This is a genomic window from Bradyrhizobium sp. 134, from assembly GCF_023074155.1.
GTDB lineage: Bacteria > Pseudomonadota > Alphaproteobacteria > Rhizobiales > Xanthobacteraceae > Bradyrhizobium.
On sequence record NZ_JADPKX010000074.1, the window covers coordinates 558,317 to 573,001 of the forward strand.

14 protein-coding genes are annotated in these 14,685 nt (G+C 64.5%); 1 reads left to right on the top strand and 13 read right to left on the bottom strand.

Annotated features, from left to right (window positions below):
- Positions 1 to 23: 23 nt before the first annotated feature.
- The 11 genes from IVA75_RS32790 to IVA75_RS32840 all read right to left on the bottom strand — a co-directional run bounded on the left by IVA75_RS32790 (position 24) and on the right by IVA75_RS32840 (position 11,112).
- Positions 24 to 614, bottom strand: coding sequence for a thiamine pyrophosphate-dependent enzyme (locus tag IVA75_RS32790; protein ID WP_247287798.1), 591 nt, complete (start codon positions 612 to 614; stop codon positions 24 to 26).
- A complete protein-coding gene (locus IVA75_RS32795; protein WP_247287797.1) occupies positions 614 to 1,153 on the bottom strand; it encodes a thiamine pyrophosphate-binding protein in 540 nt (179 codons plus the stop codon). Before IVA75_RS32795 ends, IVA75_RS32790 begins: the two co-directional genes overlap by 1 nt.
- A gap of 162 nt (positions 1,154 to 1,315) precedes the next feature.
- Positions 1,316 to 2,059, bottom strand: a complete 744-nt coding sequence (locus IVA75_RS32800; protein WP_247287796.1) for an aspartate/glutamate racemase family protein — start codon at positions 2,057 to 2,059, stop codon at positions 1,316 to 1,318.
- A gap of 9 nt (positions 2,060 to 2,068) precedes the next feature.
- Entirely contained in the window at positions 2,069 to 3,334 is a 1,266-nt protein-coding gene (locus IVA75_RS32805) for an FAD-binding oxidoreductase (protein WP_027570524.1), read from the bottom strand.
- Between the two features lie 3 nt (positions 3,335 to 3,337).
- Positions 3,338 to 4,999: a thiamine pyrophosphate-binding protein gene (locus IVA75_RS32810; RefSeq protein ID WP_247287795.1), complete on the bottom strand. Its 1,662-nt coding sequence runs from the start codon at positions 4,997 to 4,999 to the stop codon at positions 3,338 to 3,340.
- Between the two features lie 198 nt (positions 5,000 to 5,197).
- On the bottom strand, positions 5,198 to 5,983 hold the full coding sequence (locus IVA75_RS32815; RefSeq protein WP_247287794.1) for an ABC transporter permease: 786 nt from the start codon (positions 5,981 to 5,983) through the stop codon (positions 5,198 to 5,200).
- Positions 5,980 to 6,837 carry an ABC transporter permease gene (locus tag IVA75_RS32820; RefSeq protein ID WP_247287793.1) on the bottom strand — a complete coding sequence of 286 codons (858 nt, stop codon included), beginning with the start codon at positions 6,835 to 6,837 and terminating at the stop codon, positions 5,980 to 5,982. The genes IVA75_RS32815 and IVA75_RS32820 overlap by 4 nt, the downstream gene beginning before the upstream one ends.
- A gap of 28 nt (positions 6,838 to 6,865) precedes the next feature.
- Complete coding sequence (locus tag IVA75_RS32825) at positions 6,866 to 7,924, bottom strand: ABC transporter substrate-binding protein (protein WP_247287791.1); 1,059 nt, start codon at positions 7,922 to 7,924, stop codon at positions 6,866 to 6,868.
- 28 nt (positions 7,925 to 7,952) lie between these two features.
- Positions 7,953 to 9,260, bottom strand: a complete 1,308-nt coding sequence (locus IVA75_RS32830) for an FAD-binding oxidoreductase (protein WP_247287789.1) — start codon at positions 9,258 to 9,260, stop codon at positions 7,953 to 7,955.
- 15 nt (positions 9,261 to 9,275) lie between these two features.
- Positions 9,276 to 9,992 carry an HAD family hydrolase gene (locus IVA75_RS32835; protein ID WP_027570518.1) on the bottom strand — a complete coding sequence of 239 codons (717 nt, stop codon included), beginning with the start codon at positions 9,990 to 9,992 and terminating at the stop codon, positions 9,276 to 9,278.
- A 37-nt stretch (positions 9,993 to 10,029) separates the two neighbouring features.
- Positions 10,030 to 11,112, bottom strand: a complete 1,083-nt coding sequence (locus IVA75_RS32840) for an ABC transporter ATP-binding protein (RefSeq protein ID WP_247287787.1) — start codon at positions 11,110 to 11,112, stop codon at positions 10,030 to 10,032.
- A 211-nt stretch (positions 11,113 to 11,323) separates the two neighbouring features.
- Here IVA75_RS32840 and IVA75_RS32845 point away from each other — a divergent pair, with 211 nt between their 5' ends.
- Positions 11,324 to 12,262, top strand: a complete 939-nt coding sequence (locus tag IVA75_RS32845) for a LysR family transcriptional regulator (RefSeq protein ID WP_027570516.1) — start codon at positions 11,324 to 11,326, stop codon at positions 12,260 to 12,262.
- A gap of 57 nt (positions 12,263 to 12,319) precedes the next feature.
- On the opposite strand, the gene IVA75_RS32850 is transcribed toward IVA75_RS32845, so the two are convergent.
- A complete protein-coding gene (locus IVA75_RS32850) occupies positions 12,320 to 13,231 on the bottom strand; it encodes a lipase family protein (RefSeq protein ID WP_247287785.1) in 912 nt (303 codons plus the stop codon).
- A 263-nt stretch (positions 13,232 to 13,494) separates the two neighbouring features.
- On the bottom strand, positions 13,495 to 14,685 hold the full coding sequence (uxuA, locus tag IVA75_RS32855) for a mannonate dehydratase (protein WP_247287783.1): 1,191 nt from the start codon (positions 14,683 to 14,685) through the stop codon (positions 13,495 to 13,497).

Consider the following 14,685-nt stretch of genomic DNA (forward strand, 5'->3'; position numbering starts at 1 on the left):
TGTTGCAGGGTGAGAAACCCGGCTCAGGCCGCCGCGAAGCCGAGATGAGCACGGAACCGGTTTTTGATAAAGACAGCATCGCGCGAGGGCAGCGAGCGCGGCGGATTTTCGGCCAGAACCTTGATGACAAAAAGCCGCGGGCCATCGGCCGGCTCAGCGATCTGCCGCGTGAGGCGCTCCACCTCCTCAAGCGTCCGCACGGTCCCGGTCGCAACGAAGCCGCAGGCGGCGGCGATGACGGTCAGATCGACGCCGCGCCCGGTGTGGCTGGCCTGCATTCCGGTCTCGCCAAAATGCTGGTTGTCGATCACGACGATGTCGAGATTGCGCGGGCGCGCGACACCGATGGTGGCGATGCCGCCGAGGCCCATCAACTGCTCGCCATCCCCGGTCAAAGCGAGGACGCGCTTTCCCGGCTGGGCTTGGGCGAGGCCAAGCCCGATCAGCGCGGCGCCGCCCATGGCGCCCCAGAGATAGAAATTGCCGTCATGGTCGCCGACCGAATGAAGGTCATAGGTCGGCGAGCCGAGGCCGGACACGACCAGCGTGTCCTTGCGATTTTTCAAGAGCGCGGCGACGGCGGCGCGGCGGTCGAGCTGGGCTTGCATTGGCATCACCACTTCTTCTTGCCGATCAGGCGCTGCCCGATCAGGACCGCAATCTGCTGATCGGAATCGTAGGCGAGCGCTGCGGCCGATTCCACGGTCTCGACCAGATCTTCCGCCGTCTCCGCGCGCATTACCTTCAGGCCGATCGCTTCCAGCGACGGCTGGGTCGCTCGGCTCATCGGCACCTGCCAGGGATTGAACTCGGCCCATTCGCCGCGCATCGTCACCAGCATCAGCAGTGGAAATCGTCCGATCGCCGACAGCGACAGCATGTTGATGCAATTGCCGACCCCGCTCGACTGCATCAAGAGCACGCTACGTTGGCCGCCGAGCCAGGCGCCTGCGGCGATGGCGACGCCCTCCTCTTCCGTCGTCAGCACGTTGGTGGTGACGTCGCGGTCGGCCGAGAACAGGCTGATGAGCTGGCTGTGGCCGGCATCGGGGACGTAGGACATCTGCCGCACGTCGGCGGCCTTCAGGATGCGGTAGAGCTCGGACGGCCAAGCGTCTGCGCGCGTGTCGGGATTGGATTGAAGGCTGTGCACCGCTTGTCTCCGTGGATTTCGAGCAGCACTCTAGCGATGTTCAGGCGCCAAAGCTCTGACCGTCTGGCGCGATCAGGTATCGAGGGATTGTATAGCTGCTGCCGTTCGCATGAGTTCAGCGAGAACGATGCGCATTGCTGCGCCATGGCAGCTTCTCGACCTTTAGCCAAACCGACGCGGGCGCAGTCCGGCATGCGACCAGGTGATCATGGAATAGATGTCATACACGGGCAATCCAACTTCGGCCTGCAAAGCTGCCGCATAAGGCGGCATGTTGGTGCATTCCAGCACGATCGCGCCGACATCCGGGTTCCTGGCGACCAGCTCCTTGCCGGCCTCGACCACGTCACGTTCCGCCTGCGCGATATCCATGTCGTCCTTCTCGGCCTTGATCAGGACGCGGAAGAATTCCTTGCCGTGCTCGGTGCCGACCAGCGGCGTATCGAGCGGCACGCCGGCACCTGCGAGATGGGCCGGCGTCAAGGATGAACCGGACACCGTGACGAGGCCGACGCGCTTGCCCGGCGGCAAGGTCGCCTGCACCCACGGCACCTGCATCAGTGACGAGGTCGCGACGGGAACGCCGACCGCGGCTGCGATCTCCTTCTGGAACAGAGAGAGGAAGCCGCAATTGGTGGTGATGGCTTCGGCCCCGAGCCGCACTAGATCCTTTGCCGCATCGATGAAGTCAGGCAGCAGACCGGCCGCCCCCTTCAGCACCACCTTCTCCGGCGAGGCGCCGCTCACCACGCGATAGAGCACGGGGAAAGGCCAGGTGGCGCCGTTGCCCATGTCGCCGGGAATGCGGGGAAAGCGCGCCTCCAGCATCAGGATGCCGAGCGGCGCCCCATAAATGGCTTTGCCGCCGCGGGCGATTCGGGGGGACGAGTTGGCTGGAGCGGTCATGATGCGATCTCAGAGAAAACGATCGGGCGAAAACGGTGCGAGCGGAATTTCCGGCGGCTTGCCGCTCAGAAGCTGGGCGACGAGACGGCCGGTGCGGGCCGAACCGACCAGGCCGATATGGCCGTGGCCGAAGGCATAGACGATGTCGCGCGATGCCCGCGCGTAGCCGATGCAGGGACGTCCGTCCGGCATGCTGGGCCGATGGCCAAACCAGGTCTTGATACGCGAAGCCGGAATATCCGTCGGCAGTTTCGGGAACATGCTGAAGAGGTTGTTGCGCAAAATCTCGGCGCGCTTCCAGTTGGGCTCGGCCTCGAGGCCTGCGATCTCGACCGTCCCGGCGGCGCGCAAACCCTTGTCGGTCCAGTTCACCACCATCTTCGCATCCGAGGCCATCAACGAGCTGCGCGGGCCCGTTTCCGGATTCTCGATCATGACGTGATAGCCGCGCTCGGTCTCCAGCGGCAGCGGATCGCCGACGGATGCGGTGAGCCGCTTCGAATGCGCACCGGCGGCAATCACCGCGGCATCGCACGCAATCTCGCCGGTCTCGGTCAGGACAGCCACGAGCTTGTTGTCAGATAGCTTCAGCCCGATTGCCTTGGCCCGCACGAGCTTGGCGCCGCTTGCCAGCGCATGCTGCGCGAGCGAGGCGACATAGGCTCCGGGGTCGCGGCAGCGACCGGCTTCCTCCACCACCACGCCGAAAGTGTAGCGCGGATGCAAATCGGGCTCGCGCTGACGCATCTCGTCGGCCGAAAGCTCCAGCCATTCGACACCGACGCGCTTGCGCAGGCGCCAGCCGAGATCGTTGTCGAAATTGCCGCGCGACGGGAAGACATGCATCACGCCATTACGCTCGATCAATTCAGGGACGCCCGCCTCCTCCGCGAGCTTCCTGTGCAGCAGCGGCGCGTCCTTCAGGAGATCGCGCAGCGCAAAGGCCGTCTTCTCGACCCGCGCCTCGGTCCAGCCCGAGAGCAGATATTTGATCAGCCAGGGCAGCGCCTTCGGCAGATAAGACCAGCGGATCGCGAGCGGTCCGAGCGGATCCATCAGATAACCTGGCACCTTCTTCCAGACGCCGGGCTCAGCCGGCGGGATCACCGAATGCGAGGAGAGCCAGCCGGCATTGCCGTAACTCGCCGCCTGTTCGCCACCGGGCTCGCCCGGATCGATCAATGTGACGCGATGTCCCTCGCGCAGCGCCTCGATGGCACTGATCACGCCGACCGCGCCGGCACCGATGATGGCGACGTGGCGGCCCCCCGACATCGCTTAAGCCTTCACCGCAGGGGCAAAGTCCTTGCCGACCGACATCGCCCGCGGATCGATGATGCAGTGGAGGATCGACGGCTTGCCCGAGGCGAGCGCACGCTCGAAGGCCGGCGCGAACTCTTCGGTGCGCTCGACGCGCTCGCCGTGGCCGCCGAACGCTTTTGCGTACATCGCGAAATCAGGGTTCTTGAGCTGGGTGCCGACCACGCGACCGGGATAGTCGCGCTCCTGGTGCATGCGGATGGTACCGTATTGCGCATTGTCGACGACGATGACGACGAGGGCTGCGTCGTACTGCACGGCAGTCGCGAATTCCTGCCCGTTCATCAAGAAGCAGCCGTCGCCGGCGAAAGCTATGACGGTGCGGTCCGGATATTGCCGCTTCGCGAGCACCGCGGCCGGCACGCCATAGCCCATCGAGCCCGACGTCGGAGCGAGCTGCGCCGCAAAACTGTGGAAGCGGTGATGGCGATGGATCCAGCCGGCATAATTACCGGCGCCGTTGCAGACGATCGCGTCCTTGGGCAGGCGATCGCGCAGCCAGGTCATGACTTGTCCGTACTGGAACGTGCCCGGCAGCTCGCGCGCCTTCTCGGTCCAGGCGAGATAGTCGGCATGCGCCTTGGCGGCCTCGCCTTTCCAGGCAACGGCGCCTGCCGGCTTCAGGGTCCCGACCGCGGCCGCAAACGCGGCGGGCGTGGCCTGGATCGCGACCTCAGGCTGATAGATGCGGCCGAGCTCTTCGGAGCCGGGATGAACGTGGATCAACTTCTGCCGCGGGGTCGGAATGTCGAGCAGCGTGTAGGATGAGGACGGCATCTCCGACATGCGGCCGCCGATGAGAAGAATGACGTCGGCGTTGTCGATCCGCGCCTTCAGGCCCGGGCTCGGCCCGATGCCGAGGTCACCGGCATAGTGCGAGTGATCGGCGTCGATCAGCGACGCGCGGCGGAACGAGGTCGCGACCGGCAGGTCGAACCGCTCGGCAAAGCGCGCGATGCTCCTGGTCGCCTCATCCGTCCAGCGCGAGCCGCCGAGAATGACGAGCGGTGCCTTGGCGCTCGCAAGCATGGCGCCAACGCGCTCGATATCGGCGGGCGCCGGCCAGCTCACCGCCGGCTCGATCCGCATGGCGTCCGCAACGGCAGCAGTCTCGGTCAGCATATTTTCGGGCAGCGAGATCACGACGGGACCGGGCCGGCCCTGCATGGCGACGCGGAAGGCGCGCGCGACCAGCTCCGGAATGCGGTCGGGACGATCGATCTCGACCGCCCATTTCGCCATGGTGCCGAACACCGCCTTGTAGTCGAGCTCCTGGAACGCCTCGCGCTCGCGCATGCCGGTGTCGACCTGACCGACGAACAGGATCATCGGCGTGGAATCCTGCATCGCGATGTGGACGCCGTGGCTGGCATTGGTGGCGCCGGGGCCGCGGGTGACGAAGCAGATTCCGGGGCGGCCGGTGAGCTTGCCATAGGCCTCCGCCATCATCGCCGCACCGCCCTCGGCGCGGCAGATCATGACGTCGATCGGGCTGTCATGCAGCGCGTCGAGCGCCGCAAGGTAGCTCTCGCCCGGCACGCAGGTGACGCGCTCGACGCCTTGCGCGACCAGCTGATCAATCAGGATCTGGCCCCCGGTGCGGGTGTTGCGAATGGTCATGACGGCTCCCTCAAGGCTTTGGCAATGCGTTTCGCAGCTTCGCGAAAATTTTGTTCCGGGCTGGCGTAGGACAGCCGGAAACAAGGTGCAAGGCCGAAACCGCTGCCCGGCATTACGGCCTCGTCATGCCTCTTCGGCAAATAGCGGCGGCAGCCATGCCTCTCTCGGACGTCGACCTGGGAGCGGGCCCCCTTGCCGTCATGCCCCTTTGCGCTGCCGCGCGCTTGCCAGCAGCACCAGCATGAACGAGGCCGCGGTCATCAGCGTCGAGATGGCGGCGATGGTCGGGTCGATCTCGTCGCGGAGCGCGGTGAACATGCGCTTGGTCAGGGGCTGATACTGGCCGCCGGAGATGAAGAGCGCGACGATGGTCTCGTCCATCGCCGAGATGAAGGCGAAGATGCCGCCTGCGACCACGCTGGACTTGATCTGCGGCAGGGTCACCGCGAAGAAGCTGCGCAGGCGGTTCATGCCGAGGCTGCGTGCGACCATCTCCTGCGCCGGGTCGAAGCTCTGCAAACCCGCCAGCACCGAGATGATGACGTATGGCAGGCCCAGCATCACGTTCGCCAGCACCAGGCCCGGCAGCGTCGCGACCAGGCCGACTTTGGCATAGAGGAAGAAGATGCCCACCGCAGTGATGATGATCGGCACCACCAGCGGCAACAGCAGCGCCACGTGGATGACGCGCATGATGCGCAGCTTCGACTGGCTGATGGCGTAGGCGGCGGCAACGCCGAGCGGCGTCGCGATCACCACGGTCAGGAGCGCGACCGTCAGCGTCACCCGCGTCGCCTGCATCCAGGCGGCGTTGGAGAAATACTGCTGATACCAGCGCAGCGAGAACGACGGCGGCGGGAAGGTCAGGAAGCGCGCGCTGGAGAAGGAGATCGGCGCGATAATCAGCACCGGCAGGATCAGGTAGACCAGCACCAGCGCGCTGATCACATAGAGGGCGATCCGGGCGGGCGACAATCGTGTCATTTCTGCCCCAATATGCGATCGAGCGAGATGAAGCGGCTGACGGCGAAGAAGATCGCGAGCACGCTTAAGAGCAGCACGACGGCGACCGCGCTCGCGGCGCCGAACTGGTTGTAGAGCTCGACATTGCGGCTCACCAGCATCGACACCATCACCGTGCGGCCGCCGCCGAGCAGTTCCGGCGTGATGTAGAAGCCGAGGCAGAGCACGAACACCATGGTGCAGCCTGCGAGCACGCCCGGTAGCGACAGCGGCAGGAAGACGCGGACGAAGGTGAGCGACGGGCTCGCCCCCAGGCTGGCGCCGGCCTGCATGAGATCGCTCGGAATCTTCTGCATGGTGGCATAGAGCGGCAGCACCATGAACGGCAACAGGATGTGTACCGTCGCAACCACGGTGCCGAAGGTGTTGTGCACCAGCGCGAGCGGTTCGCTCGTCACATCGAGATAACGCAAAAGCTGGTTGATCACACCGGTGCGCTGGAGCAGCGCCAGCCAGGCATAGGCGCGCACCAGCACACTGGTCCAGAACGGCAGCACGACCAGCGACAGGATGAGAATGCTCCATCCTTTCGGCACCGAGTTGGCGAGGTAGGCCACGGGATAGCCAAGCAGCAGCGCGATTCCCGTGACCGCGAGGCTGATCTCGAAGGTCAGCGCAAAGCTGCGCCAGTAGATGTCTTCAGTGAAGACGCGGCGATAATTCTCCAGCGTGAAGCCGTCATGGTAGATCGACTGCCAAGCGAGCCAGCCGACCGGCAGCACGATCAGAGCCAAGATCACCAGCAGCGCCGGCGATACCAATGCCAGCATCAGCGCATGCTCGCGGCGCTGATGCTTTTGCGATGGATCTGGCATGGATCTCGTCAATGCGGTCTCGCTTGGCTTACTTCTGCATGAACGACGCCCAACGCTTCTCGGCGGCTTCGCCGGCCGGCGAGGACCACCAGGCGTAGGACATCAGCGCCTGCTTGGCCGCATTGGCGGGCTCGCTCGGCAATTGCGCGGCGCGCTCGGGCTTGATCACGCCGGTATCGAACGCCTTGGGATTGCCCGGGCCGTAATCGATATTGAGCGGCAGATTGGCCTGGTGCACGGGATCGACGGCCTCGTTGAGAAATTTGACTGCCGTCTCGAGATTCGGCGCGCCCTTGAGGATGCAGAGCGAGGTGCTTTGCAAAACACCCTGGTTGTAGGTGAAAGCGACCTTGGCGCCTTCCTTCGCGACTGCGCTGACGCGGCCGTTCCAGGCCATCTCCATATCGACCTCGCCGTCATTGAGAAGCTGCGCCGACTGTGCGCCGGAGGTCCACCACACCGTGATGTGCGGCTTGATCTCTTCGAGCTTCTTGAAGGCCCGGTCGACGTCGAGCGGATAGAGTTTGTCGGGCGCGACGCCGTCGGCCATCAGCGCCGCCTCGAGCGTGGCGATCGGATGGTTGCGCAGCGCACGGCGGCCGGGGAATTTCTTGACGTCCCAGAAATCCACCCAGCTGTTCGGCGCGTCCTTCGGAAACGTTTTCTGACTGAAGGCCAGCACGCTCGAATAGAACTCGTACGACACCGAATAGGGATTGCGATAAGCCTCCGGCATCGCCGCCGCGTTAGGGATCTTCGAGAAATCGAGTTTCTCGATCAGCCCCTGCTCGCCGCCGCGCAGGCAATAGCCGGTTGGAGTATCCACGACGTCCCAGATCGGCTTGCCGCTGCCGACTTGCGTCTTGATCGCGGGCCAGGCATCGGGAATGGAGTCCTGGTTGATAGTGATGCCGAGCTTCTTGGCGGAGGGATCAAGGATCGCCACCGTCTGCGCCTGCTGGTAGGCGCCGCCCTGCGAGACGAAGGTGATCTGTTCGGCAGCGGCGGCGATGCCGGTTGTTGCGACCAATCCGAGCGATCCGCCCAATAGCGCGTAGCCAAATCGAATATCTCGTTTCGTCGTCATCCTCGCCTCCTCTGTCACCAATTAAACGTCATTGACCGATCGCATCGAGAAACTGGTACCAGCCGGCGACCATGCGGACGGCGGGCTCGCGCAACGGATAGAACGGGATGGCTTTCAATCGCCGCGCGTCGAGCAGCCCGACCTCTGGCGTCTCGCCGCGCACGAAGGCGGCGAGATAGCGGCCCATCAGGCTCGACATCGCTACGCCCGCGCCGTTGTAGCCCATCGAGAACAGCGTGCGGTCGTCGAGCCGGCCGATATGCGGTACCGAGTCCAGCGTCATCCCGACCAGGCCCGACCATTTGTAGGCGAGCGGGACGTCGGCGAGATCGGGAAAGATTCCGACCATCGCCTTGCGCAACGCGTCGAAGGCGGTTTCCGAATCCTGCTTGCCGAACGCGCCGCGGCCGCCAAAAATCACGCGGTTGTCGACCATGCGGAACCAGCGCATCATGCGCTTGGTCTCGGTGTAGGTGCGCCCGCTCGGCATCAGGCTTCCCGCGAGGTTGCGCGGCAGCTTGTCGGTTGCGATGATGGCGCTGCGGAACGGGATCAGCGTGCGCTGCATGTTCGCGGTCGCGTCGGTGAGGTCGGAATAGCTGTTGGTGGCGATGATCGCTTGTTTCGCCCGCACCGCGCCCTGCGGCGTTTCGGCGACGATGCCGCCGTTGTCGCGCCGGAGCCTTACGACCGGCGATTCCTGGAAAATATTCACGCCGCGGCGCGCCACGCCATCGGCAAGGCCGCGCAGATAATTCAGCGGATGGATGCCGCCGGAGCCGGGATTGAGCACGCCGCCGACGAAGATGCCGGAGCCGGTCTCGTCGCGCACTTTCCCCTTGTCGAGGATGCGGACCTCCGCATCGCCCATCTCGCGCTTCATCCAGTTGGCTTCGTCGATCGCGGCCTTCAGCGTCGTCTCGTTGTGGGCGGCCTTGACCTGGCCGGTGCGCGTCAACGCGGCACTGGTGATGCCAAATTCGGAGACCAGCTCCTCGACGATATCGGTGGATTCATGCGCGATCCCGTACATGCGCTGCGCCATGGCGCGGCCGTGCACGGCGTCGATCTCGCGGAACGAGAGGCGGAACTTTGCGGTGATCACGCCGCCATTGCGGCCACTCGCGCCCCAGCCCGGGCGGTTGGCCTCAAGCACGATCGGCGAAAGGCCGCTCTTGGCGATGTGGTGCGCAGCGGACAGGCCCGTATAGCCCGCACCGATGATCACCACATCCGCCTGGTGCTCGCCTGACAGAGCCGGAAACTCGCGCGCGGGCTCGGCCGTGGCGGCCCACAGCGAGTTGGCCGATGGCAGCGCGTTCCGGTCCCGTGTCATGCCACCGCTCATGCCTTACGCCGCCGGCCCGATGGCCGCATCGGCAAGCGCTTTCAAGGTCGGAAAATGGAAGTCCGGCTTGGTCAGCGTCTCCACGGCCGGTGTGCCTCCGAAGCCGGCCATGCCCTGGCGACGCTCGATCCAGCACACCTTGTAGCCGAGTTTCCGCGCGATCCCGATGTCGTGATACTGGCTCTGCGCGACGTGAAGGATATCGGACTGCTTGTAACCGAAAGCAGACTGGCGCCCCTTGTTGTACGCGAAAAACTCCGGATCGGGTTTCGCAACGCCAGTCTCGTCGGCGCACACGGTATCGTCGAAGGGATTGCCGAGCGCATGCGCGTAACAGGAGAGCGCGACCCGGTCGGCATTGGTCATCGCGACCAGGCGGAATTTCGTGCGCAGGCGTTTGAGTGCCTCGACCGAGTCCGGGAACGGTCCCCAGCGCAGCACCGCGAGTTGGAAGACGTCGCAGGAGGCGTCATCGGCCTGTAGCCCGAGCTCCTTGGCAAGATAGCGATAGACATGAAACATCACCTCGCTCGAACGCTCGTGGTGCTTGTCGCGACCGCGCTTGTAGGATTCGAAGATCTTGTCATCGCTGAGCTCGGCCGGCGACTTGCCCGAGATCCGGCGCACCGCGGAGAGCACGCCGGTCTCGAAGTCGATCAAGGTGCCGACGACGTCGAAGGTGAGAACCTTGAAATTGCTGAACGAGGCTGTTGACGACATTTTTTGGCTTCTTCTCTCGGTTGGACAAGGCTTGGGTTCAGTCCCTCACCCTGGGCACGACGATGGTGTCCTCGGGATGAAGGGTCACGGTGAGACTGCCGCCGAGCGGCGGGATGCGGCTGTAGGCCTGGTGATAGCTCGCCTGGCGCAGGCTGAGCCCGATGCCATCGGCAAGCGCCAGGAAGATGCGGAGGCTCTCGCCTTGATAGACGATGTCCGTGACCGTGCCGGTGAGCCGATTGCAGGCGTTGTCCGGCGCGCCGTCGTCGATCAGCAGCTTTTCGCTGTGCACGGCGAGCATCAGCGCGTCCCCGTCGGGAATGGCCCGGGCGCTGCGCAGAAGGACATTGCCGAGCGCAACGCTGGAGGCGTCGACGCGACGCACGGGAAGCATCGTGGCCTCGCCAATGAAACTGGCGACGAAGGAATCCGTGGGATGATCGTGCAGGCGCTCTGGCGCGTCGATCTGGATCAGCCGGCCGTCCTTCATCACGGCGACGCGGTCGCTCATGGTCAGCGCTTCGCGTTGATCGTGGGTGACGTAGATGATGGTGGCGCCGATGCGCTTGTGCAGCGAGCGCAGCTCGATCTGCATGGATTCGCGCAGCTGCTTGTCGAGCGCGGACAGCGGTTCATCCATGAGGATCAGCCGCGGCTCGAAGATCATGGCGCGTGCGAGCGCCACGCGCTGGCGCTGGCCGCCGGAGAGTTGCGCGATACCGCGCTCTTCGTAGCCGGCAAGGCCGACCATCGAAAGCGCCGCGCGCACCTTATCCGGCCAGGCCGCCTTCGGCAGCCGTCGCGCGCGCAAGGGAAAGGCGACATTCTCGCCGACGCTCATATGCGGGAACAGCGCGTAGTTCTGGAACACGACGCCGATGTCGCGCTTGTGCGGCGGCATCCAGGTGACGTCGCGGCCGCCGAACAGGATCGTTCCGCTCGATGGCAGGATGAAGCCGCCAAGGATGCCGAGCAACGTGGTCTTGCCGGAACCGGAGGGGCCGAGCAGCGAGACGAACTCGCCGGCCGCGACATTGAGGGACACGTCGTCGAGGGCGCGAACGGCGCCATAGGCCTTGCTCGCGGATCTGATCTCGACGCTTTCCGCTCGTTTGTCCAACGATCGACCTCGCCATGTCCCTACATGGCGTGCCTCACTGCGCGCCATAAGCCTGCTTTATAGACAGAACATTTGAGCACTTACGGTCGAAGCGTGCACCGCACCAACTTCTTCGCTCGCGAGCCCTGTCTTTAGGCTGTCATGTCGATGACACCAGACTTGGCAAAACTCGGCAATTGCCAAATTCTCACCCGGCTCATAACATGGTGTTATGCCCGAGCTGCGCCGGATGCTGCCCTCAAGTAACGCCCTATTCGTCTTCGACGCAGCGGCGCGCAATGGCAGCTTCACGGCTGCGGCCGCCGAATTGAACGTCACCCAGCCTGCGGTGAGCCGGATGCTGGGTCAGTTCGAGGACCATCTCGGCGTCCGCCTGTTCGACCGCAAGGCGGGACGCGCCGTACTCACCGAGGAAGGCGAACTCTTGTATCGCCGCGTGCTCGAAGGCTTTCGCAGCATCGAGAGCGGGCTGGTCGAGATCGAGCGGCGCCGCAAGGGCACCGAGACGGTGACGCTGTCGGTCTCCTCCGCCTTCACCACGCATTGGCTGATGCCGCGCATCGACAAGCTGCAGCGGCAATTCCCTCAGGTCGATTTGCGCTTTCAACTGATCTCCGGCGCGCTCCGCGGTCCGGTGGAAAATGTCGATCTTGGCATGCGCTTCCGCGATCGCGAGGAGCCGTCATCCGGCGGCACGCTGGTGATGAAGGAGGTCATGCTGCCGATGTGCAGTCCTGCCTATCTCGGCGAAACCGATCCCGCCGAGGGCAACACCATCATTCGGCTCGCCGAGACGCCGGGCGACTGGGCCGCGGATTACGCATCGCTTCTCACGGGGCGCCGCGGTGCGGCCAAGGCGCTGAGCTTCACGGACTATGCCGTCGTGATGCAGGCCGCCCTGCTCGGCCAGGGCATCGCGCTCGGTTGGCTGACGGTCGCCTCGCACTGGCTGTTGACCGGCGCGCTGGTGCCGGCCTCCGACACGCTCACCACCACACGCCGCATCTGCGAATTCCTGCCGCCGCGCAACCGGCCGATGCGTCCCATCGCCGCCGAGATCCGCGACTGGATCACCGCGCAGATGAAAAGCGAGATCGCCGCGATCGACCGGCTCTATCCGAAGCTCGGCGCGATGGCGGCTTGCTACTAGCGCGTTTTCGGGCGAAGTGGACCGGTTCACGTGAAGAAAACGCATCAAAACCGAAGTCTAGGCGGGTGTCAGCGCGGCACAGTAACGATCGGGCAGGTGATCGCCGATCCCCGCCGGCAGCAGCACCGTGAGCCTGCCGACGACATCCGACCGCGTGTTCTCGGATACGCCGCTGAGGAGATTGCGGACCTGCTCACCAATTCCAGCATTCGCCATTGGCTCATCCGAACCAACATTCGTCGTGAGCTGGCTAGCGCTGAATTTGGCGCCGCGTGCACAGGCGAGATAACGGCCGACGTGATGAAAGCCAAGCCCAGGCGGAGGCACGGTCGGGACGATGTCGGTGCCGTGCACGAGACGATAGGTCGTCCTGCCGAACGTACCGTTGTAGAGGGCGACGAAATCGTCGCGGCCCACGCGCGGACAACCGTAAAGATAGATCTGCGCATCCGCGAGCTGGAGCTGCTCCCGCGCGAAGTCCGCCGTTGCCACCGCGATCGCGGCGCCGAGGCTGTGCCCAGTGATGAAGATCGGTGATTTGCGCGCCAGCGCTGCCGCCAGTGCGCTCTTCACGCCGTCCCACACGGCCGCCGCCGCATCGACGAACCCCTGGCGCACGGGCGCCTTCGGTCGGCCAAGCGTGAAATCGCTGACCCAGTTCAGGAGATGAAGCGGGTCGGTGCCGGCGAAGGAGACAATGGTTGCGTCGCTCTTGCTCGCGATGATCCCGCGCGTGTCGGTCAGCGGCAGCGTCGAATGCGCCGGTTGGCTCAGCAGCTTGACACCGGACAGATCCCAGAACGGAGAGATCCTATTGATGGTGTCCGGCACATGGGTCTCGTAGGCGAGTTGCGACATCCACATCATCGCGCGAGCGATGTCGAGATCAAAGCCGGTTGATGTCTCGTTGAATTTTGCAAATGCCCGCCTGTCATATTGATCGGGAGGGAGTTCGACCAGAATGCTCACATCAAGCTCCTAAATGGCTTATTGCTGCAATCCGTCGATCGAAAACGGAATGGCGCTACCTTCGCATATGGCTGGAACTTTGACAATCTGTGCGCGTGCCCGGGACGTATTCTGCCTTCCCGCTTAAGAGGACAAGGTTGAGACGAGGCACCTCTCCCTCCGCGTCATTGCGAGCGTAGCGAAGCAATCCAGAGTCTCTCCGCGGAGGGATTCTGGATTGCGTTGCCGCGCTCGCTATGACGGTGTGGATAGAGTTTTGGCCTCTATCGATGCTCGATCGCGCGGATCGCACCGCGGAGCTCGGCGAGGCCGCGGAGGCGGCCGATCGCGGTGTAGCCCGGATTGGTGCGCTTGGTCGCCGCGAGATCGTCGAGCATGCGATGGCCATGATCGGGCCGGAATACGATTTGCCGGTCGGGCGAACGCCGCGCGTTCTCCTTCAGCAGCGCCTTCAGCACCGCGACCATGTCGACGTCACCGTCGAGATGATCGGACTCGTAGAAGGACAAACCATCCGCTTCGCGCTTGGTCGCGCGCAGATGCGCAAAGGCGATGCGCGGACCGAAGCGTTCGGCCATCGCGGAAAGATTGTTCTCGGCGCGCACGCCGAGCGACCCCGTGCACAGGCAGATACCATTCGCCTTCGACGGCACGGCATCGAACAACGCCTGATAGTCGTCGGCGCTGGACGCGACGCGCGGCAGGCCGAACAGCGGGCGCGGCGGGTCGTCCGGATGCAGCGTCAGCGAAACGCCGAGCTGCTCGGCGACGGGCGTGACGCGGCCCAAAAACTCGGCGAGATGCTGCCGCAGAATTTTTGGCGTGACGTCGCGATATGTTTCGAGCCGGTCTCGGAATTGCGGAATGGTCATCGGCTCGGTGGTCGAGCCCGGCAGCGCGCTGGCGATGACCATGACGAGATAGTCGATATCGGCCTGGCTCATCTGGTCGAACAGCTTTTTCGCGCGGGCCTGCTGCTCGGATGAGTATTCCTGGATAGCGGCGGGACGCTTCAGGATGTGCAGCTCGAACGCAGCAAAGCGATCCTGGTCGAAGCGCATGGCGCGGGCGCCGTTCGGCAGCTCCCATTCCAGATCGGTGCGGCACCAATCCACGACAGGCATGAAGTTGTAGCAGATGATCTTGATGCCGGCGGCGGCAACCGCCTCCAGGCTGGCGATCCACGTCTCGATCGAGCGCGTCGCCTTGGCCCCAAGACGCTTGACGTCGTCGGGGATCGGAATCGATTCCACCACCGACCAGGTCAGCTGTGAGCGGCCGGGCTGGCCACGCTCGATGAAGTTCTTGCGCTCCTCGACCGCCTTGCGCGTCCAGGGTTCGCCGATCGGCACCTGATGCAGCGCCGAGACGATGTCGCTCGCCCCGGCCTGCCTGACATCGTCGAGCGAGACCGGATCATCCGGCCCGTACCAGCGCCATCCCTCTAGCATCAT

Excerpts from the sequence above, each read along its gene's own strand:
- IVA75_RS32790 (WP_247287798.1), bottom strand. The coding sequence starts at position 614 with ATGCCAATGCAAGCCCAGCTCGACCGCCGCGCCGCCGTCGCCGCGCTC.
- IVA75_RS32800 (WP_247287796.1), bottom strand. The coding sequence starts at position 2,059 with ATGACCGCTCCAGCCAACTCGTCCCCCCGAATCGCCCGCGGCGGCAAA.
- IVA75_RS32805 (WP_027570524.1), bottom strand. The coding sequence starts at position 3,334 with ATGTCGGGGGGCCGCCACGTCGCCATCATCGGTGCCGGCGCGGTCGGC.
- IVA75_RS32810 (WP_247287795.1), bottom strand. The coding sequence starts at position 4,999 with ATGACCATTCGCAACACCCGCACCGGGGGCCAGATCCTGATTGATCAG.
- IVA75_RS32815 (WP_247287794.1), bottom strand. The coding sequence starts at position 5,983 with ATGACACGATTGTCGCCCGCCCGGATCGCCCTCTATGTGATCAGCGCG.
- IVA75_RS32820 (WP_247287793.1), bottom strand. The coding sequence starts at position 6,837 with ATGCCAGATCCATCGCAAAAGCATCAGCGCCGCGAGCATGCGCTGATG.
- IVA75_RS32825 (WP_247287791.1), bottom strand. The coding sequence starts at position 7,924 with ATGACGACGAAACGAGATATTCGATTTGGCTACGCGCTATTGGGCGGA.
- IVA75_RS32830 (WP_247287789.1), bottom strand. The coding sequence starts at position 9,260 with ATGACACGGGACCGGAACGCGCTGCCATCGGCCAACTCGCTGTGGGCC.
- IVA75_RS32835 (WP_027570518.1), bottom strand. The coding sequence starts at position 9,992 with ATGTCGTCAACAGCCTCGTTCAGCAATTTCAAGGTTCTCACCTTCGAC.
- IVA75_RS32845 (WP_027570516.1), top strand. The coding sequence starts at position 11,324 with ATGCCCGAGCTGCGCCGGATGCTGCCCTCAAGTAACGCCCTATTCGTC.
- uxuA (WP_247287783.1), bottom strand. The coding sequence starts at position 14,685 with ATGATGCTAGAGGGATGGCGCTGGTACGGGCCGGATGATCCGGTCTCG.